This is a genomic window from Microcystis sp. Msp_OC_L_20101000_S702 (genome assembly GCF_007095705.1).
GTDB lineage: Bacteria > Cyanobacteriota > Cyanobacteriia > Cyanobacteriales > Microcystaceae > Microcystis > Microcystis ichthyoblabe_A.
The window spans coordinates 65,161-82,181 of record NZ_SFBO01000090.1 but is presented as its reverse complement, the minus strand read 5'-3'; the positions used below and the strand labels follow the sequence as shown (position 1 = coordinate 82,181).

Annotated in this window: 15 protein-coding genes and 2 pseudogenes; 8 read left to right on the top strand and 9 right to left on the bottom strand. The window is 43.2% G+C overall.

Annotated features, from left to right (window positions below; translation table 11 throughout):
• Positions 1-203: 203 nt before the first annotated feature.
• Entirely contained in the window at positions 204-605 is a 402-nt protein-coding gene (gene tnpA, locus EWV60_RS10055) for an IS200/IS605 family transposase (protein ID WP_287232138.1), read from the bottom strand.
• A gap of 53 nt (positions 606-658) precedes the next feature.
• On the opposite strand from tnpA, the pseudogene EWV60_RS10050 reads away from it, so the two are divergent.
• Positions 659-1,905: pseudogene (locus EWV60_RS10050) on the top strand (RNA-guided endonuclease InsQ/TnpB family protein).
• Positions 1,906-1,924: 19 nt separating this feature from the next.
• On the opposite strand, the pseudogene EWV60_RS10045 reads toward EWV60_RS10050, so the two are convergent.
• Both EWV60_RS10045 and EWV60_RS10040 read right to left on the bottom strand, forming a co-directional pair.
• Positions 1,925-2,062, bottom strand: a pseudogene (locus tag EWV60_RS10045) (XRE family transcriptional regulator); the annotation flags it as partial.
• Positions 2,063-2,105: 43 nt separating this feature from the next.
• A complete protein-coding gene (locus EWV60_RS10040) occupies positions 2,106-2,390 on the bottom strand; it encodes a type II toxin-antitoxin system RelE/ParE family toxin (protein ID WP_130756796.1) in 285 nt (94 codons plus the stop codon).
• Positions 2,391-2,814: 424 nt separating this feature from the next.
• On the opposite strand from EWV60_RS10040, the gene rpsL reads away from it, so the two are divergent.
• The 5 genes from rpsL (at position 2,815) to rpsJ (ending at position 7,824) form a co-directional block, all read left to right on the top strand.
• Positions 2,815-3,198 carry a 30S ribosomal protein S12 gene (rpsL, locus tag EWV60_RS10035; RefSeq protein ID WP_002740176.1) on the top strand — a complete coding sequence of 128 codons (384 nt, stop codon included), beginning with the start codon at positions 2,815-2,817 and terminating at the stop codon, positions 3,196-3,198.
• Positions 3,199-3,353: 155 nt separating this feature from the next.
• A complete protein-coding gene (gene rpsG, locus EWV60_RS10030; RefSeq protein ID WP_002739653.1) occupies positions 3,354-3,824 on the top strand; it encodes a 30S ribosomal protein S7 in 471 nt (156 codons plus the stop codon).
• 131 nt (positions 3,825-3,955) lie between these two features.
• On the top strand, positions 3,956-6,031 hold the full coding sequence (gene fusA, locus EWV60_RS10025) for an elongation factor G (protein ID WP_016517178.1): 2,076 nt from the start codon (positions 3,956-3,958) through the stop codon (positions 6,029-6,031).
• Positions 6,032-6,184: 153 nt separating this feature from the next.
• Entirely contained in the window at positions 6,185-7,414 is a 1,230-nt protein-coding gene (tuf, locus tag EWV60_RS10020) for an elongation factor Tu (protein WP_287232133.1), read from the top strand.
• 92 nt (positions 7,415-7,506) lie between these two features.
• Positions 7,507-7,824: a 30S ribosomal protein S10 gene (rpsJ, locus tag EWV60_RS10015; protein WP_002740287.1), complete on the top strand. Its 318-nt coding sequence runs from the start codon at positions 7,507-7,509 to the stop codon at positions 7,822-7,824.
• 145 nt (positions 7,825-7,969) lie between these two features.
• Here rpsJ and glyQ read toward each other — a convergent pair whose 3' ends face one another.
• The 3 genes from glyQ to fabI all read right to left on the bottom strand — a co-directional run bounded on the left by glyQ (position 7,970) and on the right by fabI (position 11,015).
• On the bottom strand, positions 7,970-8,845 hold the full coding sequence (gene glyQ, locus EWV60_RS10010) for a glycine--tRNA ligase subunit alpha (RefSeq protein ID WP_002739739.1): 876 nt from the start codon (positions 8,843-8,845) through the stop codon (positions 7,970-7,972).
• 183 nt (positions 8,846-9,028) lie between these two features.
• Entirely contained in the window at positions 9,029-9,952 is a 924-nt protein-coding gene (locus EWV60_RS10005) for a serine/threonine protein kinase (protein WP_287232131.1), read from the bottom strand.
• Between the two features lie 286 nt (positions 9,953-10,238).
• Positions 10,239-11,015: an enoyl-ACP reductase FabI gene (gene fabI / locus EWV60_RS10000; protein ID WP_002740281.1), complete on the bottom strand. Its 777-nt coding sequence runs from the start codon at positions 11,013-11,015 to the stop codon at positions 10,239-10,241.
• A 214-nt stretch (positions 11,016-11,229) separates the two neighbouring features.
• Here fabI and ntcA point away from each other — a divergent pair, with 214 nt between their 5' ends.
• Positions 11,230-11,907, top strand: coding sequence for a global nitrogen regulator NtcA (ntcA, locus tag EWV60_RS09995; protein ID WP_002750097.1), 678 nt, complete (start codon positions 11,230-11,232; stop codon positions 11,905-11,907).
• Positions 11,908-11,914: 7 nt separating this feature from the next.
• Complete coding sequence (locus EWV60_RS09990; RefSeq protein ID WP_002750098.1) at positions 11,915-13,402, top strand: DUF3084 domain-containing protein; 1,488 nt, start codon at positions 11,915-11,917, stop codon at positions 13,400-13,402.
• 13 nt (positions 13,403-13,415) lie between these two features.
• On the opposite strand, the gene EWV60_RS09985 is transcribed toward EWV60_RS09990, so the two are convergent.
• The 3 genes from EWV60_RS09985 to EWV60_RS09975 all read right to left on the bottom strand — a co-directional run bounded on the left by EWV60_RS09985 (position 13,416) and on the right by EWV60_RS09975 (position 16,998).
• A complete protein-coding gene (locus tag EWV60_RS09985) occupies positions 13,416-14,000 on the bottom strand; it encodes a Uma2 family endonuclease (protein ID WP_287232128.1) in 585 nt (194 codons plus the stop codon).
• Positions 14,001-14,046: 46 nt separating this feature from the next.
• Positions 14,047-15,291 carry an ATP-binding protein gene (locus EWV60_RS09980; RefSeq protein WP_002740076.1) on the bottom strand — a complete coding sequence of 415 codons (1,245 nt, stop codon included), beginning with the start codon at positions 15,289-15,291 and terminating at the stop codon, positions 14,047-14,049.
• Between the two features lie 384 nt (positions 15,292-15,675).
• On the bottom strand, positions 15,676-16,998 hold the full coding sequence (locus tag EWV60_RS09975) for a serine/threonine protein kinase (protein ID WP_069474805.1): 1,323 nt from the start codon (positions 16,996-16,998) through the stop codon (positions 15,676-15,678).
• Between the last annotated feature and the right edge of the window lie 23 nt (positions 16,999-17,021).

The window sequence follows — 17,021 nt, the reverse complement described above, 5'->3', positions numbered from 1 at the left end:
CTTGAGTTCTGCTTCACTTTCAGATATTTCTATCTTATAAACTCCTGCCATATTTTTCCTTTAACTCTACTAATATGATATTCTAGCCTATCTGTAGTCACATTTTGGAGAATTGGTATAACACTAACTCTATCTGTAAGGCGGTATCGATAGTAATCTCCGCTTTACCTTTTATCGAAAATTTGGGTTAAAACCCCGTCGTTTTACGACGGCTTTTCCTGATCTTTGATATAAGACTTAAGAACTTCCAGTGGCGCACCTCCTACAGAAGAGACGAAATAACTGGGCGACCAAAGAGCGTCTTTCCCGTACGGTTTAGGATAACCAGCTTGTCCATGCCTGCGACTAGAGACTCCCTTTAAAGAATTGACCATCACGGAAATAGATAATTTCGGTGGATATTCAATCAATGCGTGTACATGATCGGACTCCCCGTTAAATTCCAATATCTGAAAATTCATCTTTTCCGCAACTTCCCTAAAAGATTTTTCAGCCAAAGTCAGACTTTTACCAGTAAAAACCTTTCTTCTGTATTTTGTCACATAGACCAAGTGTATCTTTAGATCGGAAACAGAGTTTCTTTCTTTTCGCAACCGACTTGACATTATTGATAGACCTAGTTAAAATAGAGTACAGACAGACACATTTTAACCCAACAATGAAAGCAAGGTATCAATACCGTATTTACCCAACAGACCAACAAAAGAGGCTTTTGTCTCAATTGTTCGGGTGTGTGCGCGTTGTCTGGAACGATACCTTAGCTTACTGTCAAGAACTCTATCGACAAGGGGAGAAAAAGCCAAAATATACTGAGTTATCTAAAAGACTAACTCAAATTAAAAAGACGACACAGAAAAAGTCTGGCTGACCGAGGTTTCTTCTATCCCTTTGCAGCAGTCTTTGAGAGACTTAGAGACAGCCTATTCTAACTTTTTTGCATCTTGCAAGGGAGAGAGAAAAGGAAAGAAAGTCAAACCTCCCAAGTTTAAAAAACGTAAATCTAAACAATCGGCAAGATTTACTGACAATGGTTTTACCATCAATCAATATCACGTTACTTTAGCAAAAATCGGTGATTTAAGAATCGTTTGGAGTCGCCCATTACCCTCTAAACCTTCTAGCGTCACCGTGATTAAAGATGCAGCAGATCGCTATTTTCTCAGCTTTGTTGTCGAGATTCAGCCCGAAATACTTCCTAATAACGGGGAGTCCGTGGGAATCGATCTAGGGATTGCTACTTTTGCTACCCTCTCAACAGGGGAAAAGATAGACGCACCGAAACCGTTAAAGAAACAATTAAAACGGCTAAGAAAGGCACAGAAAAACCTTTCTAGAAAGCAAAAAGGAAGTAACCGACGGGAAAAAACAAGAAAACGAGTGGCTAAAATCCATGCAAAGATTAAAGACACTCGCACTGATTTCTTGCAGAAACTATCCACTAGAATCGTTCGTGAGAATCAAACGATAGTTTTAGAGGATTTAAACACATCGGGAATGCTTAAGAATCGCAAGTTATCCCGTGCCATATCAGACTTAGGATGGCGTTCTTTCCGAGATATGCTATCGGCAAAATCTGATAAATATGGGCGTAATTTTCGGATAATTTCCCGATGGGAGCCAACGTCTCAGCGATGTTCCTGTTGTGGGAATATTGGCGGGAAAAAAGCGTTAAATATCCGTGAGTGGGAATGTCTTTTCTGTGGGACTTTTCATGATCGAGACGTGAACGCCGCAATTAATATCAAGGTCGCCGGTGGGCAATCGGAGACTTCAAAAAACGGACGTGGAGGAAAGCGTAAGACTTCTGTTAAAGAAGCAGCATCCCGTGAAGCGTCAACCCAGCCGAAGATCGTTCAATTAAGTTTGTTTGATCTGCCGGGAATCACCGTCCGGCCCCGGCGGTGAGGATGTCAATATCTCATTAGATAGTCTTTTTTGGTCTGCCCATGCGTTGGGCGAGTTCCGATTGAGACATATTTCTTTCTTCTAGGATTTCGGCAAGGGTTTCTCCCGGTGGAGAAATAAAATCCAGTGCATATCTGTTCTCAATAGTATTAGTCATGGGTGTCATCTATGCCAATAATTACGACTGCGGTTACTTTCTTCTAATCAATTCCCCCGTCTGCTTTTTGAGGAATCGGTATATTAGCCGGCTCAAAAATTAGTCTTAGGGGATGAACTAAATCTAGAGATAGTTGTCCAGCACGGTTATGTAACAATTCGTGGCAACGTCCCAGCAGCGATCGCATTTCCTCCAAGACAATAACTGCTTTTAAGTCGTCGAGTCTTTGCCTGATTTTCTTAGCCATCTTCTCTCCATACTGTTTTTTCAGTAGTCTTTGGCTATTGCATTCGTTCTCAAATTTTTTTTCCTTAAATACAATATCCATTGTAGATGACCCTTGTAATATTGTTAACCTCAAAGGTTAACAATATTTTATGGCAGCACACCTGGGTTGCATCCAGTACAAACGCTCTAAATATAGCGTTAAGAGCTAATAGTCTAGACACCAGTTCTGAAAATGAGGTTAGCTAGAGACAGTTTTTCAGATATTAGCCGATTAATCAGGTGATAATTATCGCTAAAATCGCACTATCAAGCCAAAACAACGAAGCTGTAATTTTATCGTCTAATAACGCCCGAATTGAGTGCCGCCGCTGCCCAAGAAAAAGACAATCTCTAACCTCCGAAACCAGAGAAAAGCACAATAAGCGACTTGACAACAACAGCGGCAATTTGCTATAATGGCCTTTTGTCAACGATTTGACCTTCGGTAACAAGGAGTTCAGAGTAACCTTAGATACAGCCCTATCATGCCCACCATTCAGCAATTAATACGCGACGAAAGATCCAAAGCGAAAAGAAAAACCAAATCTCCCGCCCTCAAACAATGCCCCCAACGTCGGGGAGTTTGTACAAGAGTATATACCACCACACCCAAAAAACCCAACTCAGCCCTACGGAAAGTGGCTAGGGTACGTTTAACCTCTGGATTTGAGGTGACAGCCTACATCCCGGGCATCGGTCATAACCTGCAAGAACACTCGGTCGTCCTCATTCGCGGCGGTCGGGTCAAAGATCTACCCGGAGTCAGATATCACATCATTCGCGGCACCCTTGATGCCACCGGGGTGAAAAACCGTCAAAAGGCGCGATCCAAGTACGGAACCAAACGCCCCAAACCCGCCGCTAAATAAACAGGAAATTGATTAACCAAAAAAATACTCCCACCGAGTCGGTCAAAGTTAACCCAAGAGACTGAAGACTCGCAGGAGAGGGTTTGAGATGGGCTGTAATCATCCGACTGTCAAGCAAAAGTTAAAGTTAACCTAGAAAATTCAGGAATATTCCGATGTCTCGCCGTAAAAACGTCAAAAAACGTCCTATTCCCCCCGATCCCGTTTACAATAGCTGTTTAGTCAGCATGACCATCCGCCGGATCATGCGATCGGGCAAAAAATCCTTGGCCGCTAACATCGTTTACGATGCCCTAAAAACCGTCGGCGAACGTACCGGTCAAGAACCCCTAGAAGTATTTGAAAAAGCCGTTAAAAACGCCACCCCCCTAGTGGAAGTGAAAGCCCGCCGGGTCGGTGGAGCCACCTATCAAGTGCCGATGGAAGTACGCACCAATCGTGGTAGTACATTAGCACTACGCTGGTTAGTCCATTATGCCAGAACCAGAGGCGGCAAAACCATGGCTGGTAAACTAGCTAACGAGATCATGGATGCGGCCAATGAAACCGGCGGCACGATCAAAAAACGGGAAGAAACCCACCGGATGGCAGAGGCAAACAAAGCCTTTGCCCACTATCGTTACTAAAAAGATACTTTAAGGGCGGTGGACTACACCGCTGCCGCCAAAAAACTGTCAAGAAAAGTATAGAATTGTAAATAGTGTAAAAAATCCTAGAACAAAATCCCATCACTGGCAAGCAAAGCAAGGAGGTTGCTGTGGCACGGACTATCCCGCTAGAGAGAGTGCGAAACATCGGAATCGCCGCTCACATAGACGCGGGCAAAACAACGACAACAGAAAGAATCCTGTTCTATACGGGAGTCGCTCATAAACTGGGCGAAGTCCACGACGGAACGGCAATTACCGACTGGATGGAACAGGAACGGGAGCGAGGAATCACCATCACCGCCGCCGCCATCAGTACCAGTTGGCAAGATCATCGCATCAACATCATTGATACCCCTGGCCACGTCGATTTCACCATTGAAGTGGAACGTTCCATGCGGGTACTCGATGGCGTGGTGGCGGTTTTCTGCTCTGTTGGTGGTGTACAACCCCAATCGGAAACCGTCTGGAGACAAGCCGATCGGTACAAAGTACCCCGGATTGCCTTTATCAACAAAATGGACAGAACGGGAGCGAACTTCTTCAAAGTTTACGAACAATTAAGAGATCGCCTTAGAGCTAACGCCGTTCCCATCCAAATGCCGATCGGCGCAGAAAGCCAACTGAGCGGGATCGTTGATCTCGTCAAGATGCGCGCCTATATATATAAGGACGATCTAGGGAAAGACATAGAAGAAACCGACATTCCCGAAGACTTATTGGAAAAGGCCGAAGAATTCCGCGTGCAGCTGGTGGAGGCTGTAGCGGAAGCTGATGAAGAACTCCTAGAAAAATATCTAGAAGGTGAAGAACTCACCGAAGCCGAAATCAAACGTGGTCTCAGAGAAGGGACGATTGCTGGTACAATTGTTCCCGTCCTCTGCGGCTCGGCTTTCAAAAACAAAGGGGTACAACTGCTCCTCGATGCCGTCGTCGATTATCTGCCCTCACCCTCGGAAGTAGCCGCCGTTAAAGGGATTCTCCCCGATGGTAGCGAGGCAATCCGGGAAGCCAAGGACGATGCGCCCTTCTCGGCCCTCGCCTTCAAAATCATGGCCGATCCCTTCGGTCGTTTAACCTTCCTGCGGGTCTATTCCGGTGTACTAGCTAAAGGCAGCTACGCCTACAACTCCACCAAAGGAACCAAAGAACGGATCGCTCGCCTGATCGTCCTCAAATCCAACGAACGGATCGAAGTGGATGAACTGCGCGCCGGTGATCTGGGAGCGGCGATCGGACTGAAAAACACCATTACCGGGGATACCCTCTGTGATGATAAGAACCCGATTATTCTAGAATCCCTCTTTATCCCCGAACCGGTTATCTCCGTGGCGGTGGAACCGAAAACCAAACAGGACATCGAGAAACTCAGCAAAGCTCTGCAAGCTCTCTCCGATGAAGATCCCACCTTCCGGGTCAAAGTTGATCCCGAAACCAATCAAACGGTAATCGCCGGGATGGGAGAACTGCACCTGGAAATCCTCGTCGATCGGATGCTGCGGGAATACAAAGTCGAAGCGACGGTGGGCGCTCCCCAAGTTGCCTATCGGGAAACTGTGCGGAAACCCGTACGGGCCGAGGGTAAATTTATCCGTCAAAGTGGCGGTAAAGGACAGTACGGCCACGTCGTCATCGAACTCGAACCGGGTGAACCGGGATCTGGCTTTGTCTTCGTCTCCAAAATTGTCGGTGGTGCTATCCCCAAAGAATACATCAACCCGTCAGAACAAGGGATGAAAGAAGCTTGCGAATCGGGGATCGTTGCGGGTTATCCCGTCATCGACCTGAAAGCAACCCTTGTGGATGGTTCTTTCCACGATGTGGACTCCTCCGAGATGGCCTTTAAGATTGCCGGTTCCATGGCGATTAAGGAAGCGGTGATGAAAGCTACCCCCGTTCTCCTAGAACCGATGATGAAGGTCGAGGTGGAAGTACCCGAAGACTTCATCGGTAACGTCATCGGTGATCTTAACTCCCGTCGGGGACAAATCGAAGGTCAAGAAACCGAGGCCGGCATCGCCAAAGTCTCCGCTAAAGTTCCCTTAGCGGAAATGTTTGGTTACGCCACTGATATTCGCTCCAAAACCCAAGGACGGGGCATCTTCACCATGGAATTTAGCCATTACGAAGAAGTCCCCCGCAACGTGGCCGAGGCGATTATCGCCAAAAGTAAAGGAAACGGATAATCAGTGACCAGTGACCGGTGAGCAGTGAAGACAAACCGATCATTTAAATTTGATCGGTCAACCCTAATAACTGCTAACTTAAAACTGATCTCCAGTAACTGATTAATGTTCACCCAGCTGAAGAAGAAAAAAAAACAAAGGAACAGAAAGTAAATGGCACGCGCTAAATTTGAACGGACGAAACCCCACGTTAACATCGGTACGATCGGTCACGTTGACCACGGCAAAACTACCCTCACCGCCGCTATCACGATGACCCTAGCGGCTCTGGGTAATGCCCAAGCTAGAAAATATGATGAAATCGATGCCGCTCCCGAAGAAAAAGCCCGCGGGATCACCATCAACACCGCTCACGTTGAGTACGAAACCGCCAGTCGCCACTATGCACACGTGGACTGCCCCGGCCACGCCGACTATGTAAAAAACATGATCACCGGTGCGGCACAGATGGACGGTGGTATTCTCGTGGTCTCGGCCGCCGATGGCCCGATGCCCCAAACCCGGGAACATATCCTGCTGGCTCGTCAGGTGGGTGTACCTAACCTCGTGGTCTTCCTCAACAAAAAAGATATGGTGGACGATGAGGAATTACTGGAACTGGTGGAACTGGAAGTGCGCGAACTTCTCACCAGTTACGACTTTGCTGGCGACGATATCCCCATTATTGCCGGTTCTGCGAAAGAAGCCCTCAACTACATGACCGAAAACCCCAAGGCCCAAAAAGGCGAAAACGAGTGGGTAGATGCGATCTATGAATTAATGGACGCGGTAGATAGCTATATCCCCACCCCTGAACGGGATATCGATAAACCCTTCCTGATGGCGGTAGAAGACGTATTCTCGATTACTGGTCGGGGGACGGTGGCTACTGGTCGGATCGAACGCGGTATTGTGAAAGTGGGTGATAACGTGGAATTGGTCGGGATCAGAGAAACTCGCCCCACCACCGTCACCGGGATCGAAATGTTCAAGAAAAGTCTCGACCAAGGGATGGCCGGTGACAACGCTGGTATCCTCCTGCGTGGTATCCAAAAAACCGACATCGAGCGCGGCATGGTGATCGCTAAACCGGGTACGATCAAACCCCACACCCAGTTTGAAGGGGAGGTGTATGTGTTAACTCAAGCAGAGGGTGGTCGTCACACTCCTTTCTTTAAAAACTATCGTCCTCAGTTCTATGTACGGACAACTGACGTAACTGGCACGATCCAAGACTACACCGCCGATGATGGCAGCACTGTAGAAATGGTCATGCCGGGAGACCGGATCAAAATGACCGTGGAACTGATCAACCCGATCGCTATTGAACAGGGTATGCGCTTCGCTATTCGCGAAGGTGGTCGCACCATCGGTTCTGGCGTTATCTCGAAAATTATCAAGTAGGCTAATCTACTAATTAACGGGGCAGTTAATGACAAAAAACTGCTCCGTTACTGTCTTTATTTTGTACCTTGACAATTGCAATAGGTGAAATTATGGCTACGCTACAACAACAGAAAATTCGCATTCGTTTGAAAGCTTTTGACCAGCGCTTACTCGATACTTCCTGTGAGAAGATTGTCGATACTGCCAATAGAACTAACGCCACAGCGATCGGACCGATTCCCCTACCGACAAAAAGAAAGATTTATTGTGTCCTGCGTTCCCCTCACGTTGACAAGGACTCCCGTGAACATTTTGAAACCCGCACCCATCGCCGCATTATTGATATTTACCAACCCTCTTCTAAGACAATCGATGCCTTGATGAAATTAGATTTACCCGCAGGGGTTGATATTGAAGTTAAATTGTAAAAAATGCCAAAAAGATGTTATCGCTAACATCTTTTTTTCTTCCCCACTATCCCATAACTTTTAAACAGGATTTTTGATAAAAGGAAGTTATTAAAAGAAGGGCAGTACAATTGGTAGGGGTGCATCACCAAAGATGCCCAGATCGCTAGACCTTTTGTAGGGGAAAACCTAAAGCTTCTCGTTGCTGTAAATACAATTGAGCAACCTGTCGAGCTAAATTGCGAATTCTGCCGATATAACGGGTTCTTTCAGCTACAGCAATCACACCTCTAGCATCAAGTAAATTAAAAGTATGGGAACATTTGAGAACATAATCTAGACTGGGAATCACCAGAGAGCGATCGATTAATTGTTTAGCTTCCTGTTCATATAAACTGAATAAACTAAATAATAACTCAGGATTAGAAGCCTCAAAATTGTAGGTACATTGTTCGATTTCATTTTGTAGAAAAATGTCACCGTAGAGGATATTTTCATTCCATTGAATTTTATTAATTGCCTCCACATCTTGCAGATACATGGCTAATCTTTCTAAACCGTAGGTAATTTCGATCGCCACGGGACGACAATCGATACCTCCACACTGTTGAAAGTAGGTAAACTGGGTGATTTCCATACCATCTAACCACACTTCCCAACCCACACCCCAGGCGCCGAGGGTGGGAGATTCCCAGTTATCTTCCACGAAGCGAATATCGTGATCTTCTGGGTTAATTCCTAACACCCTCAGGGAGTCTAAATAGATATCCTGAATATTATCGGGAGAGGGTTTAATTAGGACTTGATATTGATAGTAATGCTGAAAACGATTGGGATTTTCGCCATAACGGCCATCCGTAGGACGACGACAGGGTTCCACATAGGCAACGGCCCAAGGTTCCGGACCAATTGCCCTTAAAAAAGTGTGGGGACTCATGGTTCCTGCACCTTTTTCGGTATCATAGGGTTGAGCAACTAAACAACCGCGATCAGCCCAAAATTCATTTAATTTAGCGATAACAGCTTGGAAAGTTAGAGACATGGGAAAAAGTAAAAAAGCGGGTTAGGGGTTGGGGAAGTGGGAATTATAAATTATAAATTATCAATTATAAATTATGAATTATAAATTATAAATTGGGAAGTGGGGAAGTGGGGAAGTGGGGAGCTTTTCAGTGATCAGTAAACTGATAACTGATAACTGATAACTGATAACTGACGGTTAAATTCATTGACTTACTTTTAACTGTAAGCGAAAGTGGACGGGGGTAGAAGACTGGGGGAGAATAACTAATTCATAAAATCCCTCTTCAGGTAATTGACCAGACCATTGCCGATCGCTAGACTTATCTAAAAGGGTAATATTACCCGTGGGAGAGTAGAAAGATAGTAAAACTTCGCCTTCCGCCTCTAAATTTAAGTTTAACCGATCACTGGAACGCAATTTTATTGCATAGGCTTTTCCTTGTCCCTCGCTGAGAATTGCCTCGATAACTTCCTCCCCCCCCGCGTCTAAACTTTCGATCGCTTGGTAGGATAGGCCAGACTGTAAAGATTGTAACTGATTCCAGGCCAAACCACTCCATAGTTGACCCAGGCTTGTATCAAAACTTGGTCTTTCTGTCAATTCGGGAAATAACTGAAAAAAGGCAGTATCAGTGAGTAAATTAAAGACTCTACCGCTTAAGCGTAATTGATTCACTTGTTCTCGCCATTTTTCTCGCTGTTGCTCGTTGTAGCTACTTAATACTTCTCTAGTGCCAGAATCGAGACGTTCTAAGCGATCGAGTATTTCTGCTCCTAGAATGTCTCTTTGTTCCTGTTTCTGTTTTTCCTCTTTGATATCCCCATAGCGGAGGTTAAACAATTCATTGACGAGATTTTTAAAAAACTGACTATCAATTCCCAACTCTAGACGACGCTTTCTCATCTCAGTTTTCCGTTGCCATGCCGTATCTGTGGCAGAATTAAAATTATTTTCCTCCGTGACAAAAACGGGTTTAACGGTTTCGTGTTGATTGCTGTGTTTAACCCACTGTTTCCCGATTAACCAGCCTATTGCCGCCGATAATAACATCAAGAGGCAAAAAATAGCGATTCTGCCAGAACAGCCGAGAAAAACGGGCGATTTATTCCGAGAATTGGCGGCCATTGTCTTCTTAGACGATTTAGGGTTTTGGTCTGTAAAGATGAGATTAACACAAATAATAGGCTAAGACGCATTTTAATCGCCTATCCTGAGATTCGCCGAATCTTCCCCAATCCCTTCACCAATGCAAAAATGAAAAGCATCATTGAGAAATTGTTTGAAAATAGGGAATAAATTGTGAAAAAATTAAATGAACCTTCAGACCGATCACAATTAACCCCAAAGAAGTCAAAAATCCCCCTTCAGAACCCCGTGACACTAATAACTAATAACTAATAACTGAATAAAACTACATTCCCATAATTTCGTAACCGGAATCTACATAAATAATCTGACCGGTAATACCACTAGAAAGATCACTGGCTAAAAAAGCGGCCGTATTTCCTACCTCAATTTGTGTCACGGTGCGATGTAAAGGAGCGATTTCTTCCACATGATGGATCATATCAAGAATTCCCCCCACGGCCGAAGATGCTAAGGTGCGAATTGGACCGGCAGAAATACCATTGACTCGGATCTTTTGGCCACCTAATTCCGCAGCTAAATAGCGAACACTCATTTCTAAACCGGCTTTTGCCACCCCCATTAAATTATAGTTAGGAATTACCTTGACACCGCCGAGATAGGTAAGAGTGATAATACTTCCCCCTTCCGTCATCAAGGGTTTAGCCGATCGCGCTAGACGGGTTAGGGAAAAAGTGCTAATATCTAGGGATTTAGTGAAAGCTTCCCGGGGGATGGCGGTAAAATCGCCCGTTAAACCCTCTTTATCGGCAAAAGCGAGACAGTGAATCAAAATATCCAGTTTACCCCATTTTTCCGCCACTGTAGCGAAAGTATCTTCTACCTGTTGGTCATTTTGGACATCGCAGGGGACATAAAAAGCGGGATTAAGTTCATCGGCCAATTCTCGCACTTTTTTCTCAAAACGGCCTTTTTCGTCGGGGAGATAGGTGACACCGATATTTGCACCAGCTTGATGGAGTTGTTGAGCAATTCCCCAAGCGATCGAGCGATTATTGGCAATTCCTGTCACTAGGGCGTTTTTTCCCGTTAAATCTAACATAGTTCTCGTTTCTCTTACAAAAATCTCCCCAATAGCCGACCCCAGCGAGATTCGGTATAATAGGGATACAGATAACGGGGCAGCAATGATCACCCCTCCCCCATTGTCTGGCAAAAAGCGCCCAAAACTTTTCCCAGTTTAGCGAGCGGTTGTGTTTAATAGAGGTGACACTCGTTGGATAATAAAAACAATTTTCCCCTTTTTTGGATGTGAGATGGACTTATCATTAATACAAGATAAACCCCTAGCAGATGTGTTCCGTCGAATCGGCAGCGGCAATTTCCCCCCGGTGGTGGAGTTGTTCGAGCGTGGCAAAACGATCTTTTTCCCGGGAGATCCCGCCGAAAGAGTCTATTTTTTGCTGAAAGGAGCCGTTAAGTTATCGCGAGTCTATGAAGCGGGAGAGGAAATTACCGTGGCTCTACTGCGGGAAAATAGCGTCTTTGGTGTGCTATCCTTACTGACTGGTCAGCGATCGGATCGTTTTTATCATGCCGTGGCTTTTACTCCGGTAGAATTACTCTCGGCCCCGATCGAGCAGGTAGAAAGATCCCTCCGCAATAATCCCGATTTATCAATGTTGATGCTGCAGGGGTTGTCCTCGCGGATTCTGCAAACGGAAATGATGATCGAAACCTTAGCTCACCGGGATATGGGTTCACGTTTGGTCAGTTTTTTATTAATTCTCTGTCGTGATTTTGGGGTTCCCACCACCGATGGCATCCGGGTGGATCTAAAATTGTCTCACCAAGCGATCGCCGAAGCGATCGGTTCTACCCGCGTCACTGTCACCCGTTTATTGGGAGAGCTGCGGGATCAAGAAATGGTCTCAATTTACAAGAAGAAAATTACCGTCCATAATCCCGTCGCTCTCAGTCAACAATTTACCTAAATTCTGGATGACTAGCGCTTATATTTTAGTTTTGGCCATCGTGGTTTTAGGTGGTCTGATAGCGGCGATTGGCGATCGTATAGGTAGCCGTATCGGTAAGAAAAGGATGCGTTTATTTAATCTGCGTCCGAAACAAACCGCAACTTTGATGACGATTGTAACGGGAATTTTGATCGCCGGTTCGACTTTAATTGTCTTATTTGCTTCTAGTAAATCCCTGCGTCAAGGGGTTTTTGAACTGGATCGCCTATTAAATGAACGTCGTGCCGCTATTAAGGATTTGGAAAGTCAGGTAAGAAAAACCACCGAACAAAAAAATCGAGTGGAAAAGGCTTTAAAAACGGCTAAAAGTGAACAGATAGCTGTGCAGAAACGTCTAGAGGTTCTTAATAAAAATTATCAAGCTTCTCGTCAACGTTTGCGATTAGTTTCGGGACAGTTGGAAAAGTTTCGCAAGGAAGTGGCTAATTTAAATAATGAACGAGTTATTTTAACTAATCAAAAGGCAGAGTTAATCAGTCAACGGGATCAATTGTCCCAACAAAAATCAATTCTTTCTAGTCAGATCAATCAACTACAAACCACCCTTCAAGTTAGAGATAAAGAGTTAGCTAATCAACAAAAATTATTAACAACCAGACAAGCGCGACTTCAACAGTTGGAAACTCAACAAAAAACCCTACAGCTAGAAATTGATCGCCGGGATCAACGTATTGGAGAACTCGATCGATCGATTGTGGATAAAAATTTTGCTTTGGAACAGCGCGAGGGAAAATTAAAAGATTTAGAAACCCAAATGGCTTTTCTTAAGCGGGAAGTGGAAGTTTTAGAACAATACTATCAAACCTATCAAGAATTGCGGGAAAAACAAATCGCTATTTTCCGGGGACAGGTGTTATCTTTTGGAGCTTTTCGTATTGTCGATCCCCAAGCTATTGTCGCTGTTATTGATAAGTTATTGCGGGAAGCGAATATAAATGCTATCCGTGCCACCCAACCGAATCAGCCTAATTTTGACCAGCGTTTAGTTAAGATCACAAAAGCACAGGTAGAACAGTTAAGTCAACAATTACAGGACGGTAAAGAATATGTGGTGAGAATCCTTTCCGCAGGTAATTATGTCTTAGGAGAAAGCGAGATTCGTGTCTTTGCTGATGTGGTTCCCAATCAAAGAGTTTTTGAGGAGAAACAGGTGATCGCTACCGTTTCTATTGATCCCCAAAATATGACAGAAGAAGACCTACAAAAGCGATTAGATTTACTCTTAGCTTCGGCTCAATTTCGCGCTAGAAGTGCGGGAGTTTTAGGGTCAATTCAAGTGGAAGATGGTTTATTAACTACGGTAGTTAACTTTATTGGTCAAGTGAAAAAGTCGGGTAATTCTATCGAGACACTTGAGGCAGTTGCTGCTAGTAAAACTAATACATCTGGACCTTTAACTTTGCGTTTAGTAGCGGTAAAAGATGGTAAAATTGTTTTTAGTACGTCTTCTTAAAAGATAGCTAAAGTTAGGATTTGAGATTAAAATCAACTCCTTCGTAAATATCGACAAGATTTAAGCTAATTCCTAAAGAATCTAGGGATATAATTCCCCTTGCTGGGGTGTATTCTTGCAGTAACCAATTATTTTCCGAGGTTTTGCTATAGGATTCTATTAGTATCTCCTCTTGACTGACGAGAAGATATTGGTTTAATTGGGGTATAGAACGATAATAACGAAATTTATCACCCCGATCATAACTAGAGGTGGAAGGGGATAAAACTTCGATAATTACACAGGGATTTAAAATTTCATCGTTGCGATTATCACTAAATAATGGTTCCCCAGCAATGATCATTAAATCTGGGTATAAACCGCGATTATACTGGGGTATCCATAGACGTAGATCGCTAGATTGAAGACGATAATTGGTTCCTCTTGAAGCTAATTTTAGCAGGACAATAAGATTAATGAGAATACTATTATGATTGATGCTTCCCCCTGTCATCTCGATAATTTCCCCGTCGTGATATTCGTGTTTAACCTCGGCAATGGTTTCTAAATTACGATATTCTTCTAAGCTGAGGGTTTTGGGAGGAGATTGAGTCAACATTTTTCCAGATTAGATATTCTTTTATTTAATCATAACACAATTAATGCTACCTATTTAATTCTAATTCCCCTTGGAGAAAATCAACAAATTGTCTGGCAGTTCTTCCCGATCGCCCATTATGTTGGGTTGCCCATTGTTTGGCACGAAATTCTAAGTCTTCTAAGCTAATTTTTAATTTAGCTAAACTGGCTAAATGACGCACTATTTCCAGATACTTTTCTTGATTAGCTGGTTCAAAAGTTAGGGTTAAACCAAAGCGATCACTAAAGGATAATTTTTCTTGTACTGTGTCCCAATTATGCACTTCATCCCCATCTTTTGGTCGGGGTCGATCGGCAAAAAATTCTCTGACTAAATGTCGGCGATTAGAAGTGGCATAAACTACGACATTTTTCGGTCTAGCGGTGATACTTCCCTCTAAAACAACCTTTAAAGCTTTAAAAGCTTCATCGTCTTCTTCAAAGGATAAATCATCGACAAAGATAATAAATTTTTGCGGTAAATATCGCAGAATTTCAATAATTAATGGTAGGTCTTTTAATTGGGATTTGGCCACTTCAATTAAGCGCAATCCTTGACTATGGTATTTTTGCAATAATCCCTTGACTAGAGAGGATTTTCCCGAACCACGACTGCCATAGAGTAGCACATTTAAAGCGGGATAACCTGCTAATAAAAACTCAGTGTTTTTAATCAAGGTTTCCTTGGGCATTTCATAACCGACTATTTCTTGAATCTGCACGGGATCGGGATGAGTAATTCCTTGTAATCGACCTTCTTGCCACCTTAAAGCTTGATAACGGGCAAAAATTCCCGTACCACATTCGCGATAATAATCTGCTAAATCTTCAACTAATTCCCTCCAATCTAAACCGGAATGTAAAAAACTTTCTAATTTATTGTCCATTTCCCAAGCGGGGAAACTGAGAAATTTAATTTGTTCCAAAATTGTCGAATTGCTGAGGCTATAAATGCTAGAATTATAGAGAGATTGAAGGATAGATAAATCCTGTTTCACGCCATTAATTAAAGATTCGGGTAACTCCCAAAAACTTTTTTTCTGTACCTGTTGACTAAAGGGATTGTCATCTAATAAAATTTGTTCGACTAGAAAATCATTCCAACTGATATCTTTAGATGCTAAAGCTTGAAACCATTGACCATAGGCTTTAAGAAAATCGGCAATATTATCCGTAGATAATAGGGTAATAAATGCCTTGCCAATAGCATTATCAAAAACCCCTTGATACAAAACTAACAAGCTGACTTTTTGGTAAATTTCAGAAATCATTTTTTATTCTCCACTAATAACTAACATTTCATGGCTGTTTTTTTGTAATTCCTAATTCGATTTAATAATTGCCGTCCTGTAGCTAAGGGAATGCCAATCAGTTGTTATTATATCAAGATAGGTTAATCTTTGCAAAATTAAGGTTAAAAAAGGGAAAATACCTACCGACTAATTCCCCAGATTTCTTGAGATGAGGTACAAGGTTTTCCTTTTGGGGAGTCAGGAGAAGGCTCTTCTAGGTTCTGTGTGATAAGTTAAACTTACAATATGATCGATCAATCTTTGTGTCCTTTGTGTCTTTGTGGTTCGTTCCACCCCCTCGCTCTTGAGAATGTATCTTAGAATACATTATCCAAGAGAGCCAGGAGAAGATACCCTGTCGGGCTACACTTCCTCTTGATGAGAAACGTTATATTTGATAAAATTTAACCAATCTTGGATTTCCTGTCCTAACCAGAGACATTCATCCTCGCGGAGATTTTGACCGATAAGATAATAATTTTTAGCTGTCCGCAGACGAATCTGATAGTTACCTTCTGTACCATTGCTATGAAGAAAAATACCCCATAAGTCTTGAGTTTTGAAAGCAAATTTTTTGTAGATAAAATTGAAAAGTTTATATTTAATTAAAACTTCTTGAGGTGTAAGAATTAATTGCATCTCCCGCGAAAAAATAAAACCAATCAGAGCTATAATAAAGGTAATAATTGGGGAGATAAAGACAGTGACAGTAAGGAAAATCGCCAAAGACCAGAGAGTAGGCGCATCGGAAGGTAGCTTAATTGTTGGTGGTAAATTAATCTCTAAATTATCCCGGTGTTTAGCGATACGGATGGAACTGTGGGGAGGTTTTGGTAATTTCTTAGGATCGATTAAACTTGATACTTGACGATAGTAGGGATGTTGGAGAATTTTCAGAGCTTCTCTGGCACTTTTAAACCGCTTTTCTACTGCCATATCGGTCATAGTTTCTAACCAATCGATTAAATCATCATCGATTGTCACCAGTTGGCGAAATTGAATTTTAGAGTCGCGGTAGGGCAGTTCTATTGGCACAATTCCTGTCAATAAATGAATTAAAGTCATACCCAAGGCATATAAATCAGAACCCGGAACTGCTCGGCCCCAAAATTGTTCTAGGGGTGCATAACCACTCGTCCCCACCACGGTAAAAGTAACTCCCGTCACTGCACCCCTGGACTGGACTGCCCCAAAATCCACTAAATAAACGTTATTTTCCGAGTTAATAATTAAATTACTAGGTTTAATATCTCGATGTAATACTGGGGGCGATAATTCATGCAAATAGATGAGAATTTCGAGAACTTCTTGGGCAATAGTCCGAATTACCGTAGCGGTGAAATGTTGCCCCCTTTCTAAGTGATCACTTAAGGATTCTCCCGGTATATAATCTTGTACAAGTACAAACCAAGGAATCCCATCACCTTGATTTTTATCGAGGGAAAAATAATCGCGATAGCGGGGAATACGGGGATGATGGAGAGAAGCTAAGACGGCTGCCTCTCGTTCAAATAATTTTAATTCTTCCCACTCCATCTGGGGACTAAAAGCGAGGAGTTTAATAATTACCGATTCTTGAGATAATACATCGGTAGCTAACCAAGTTTGACGACCGATAGCGGTATTTCCCAGGCGTTGTTGTAGTCGGTAACGTTCCGCTAAAAAAGAATCAGAAGTAAAGGTCATAGTGGCTTTTCCCTTATTTAGAC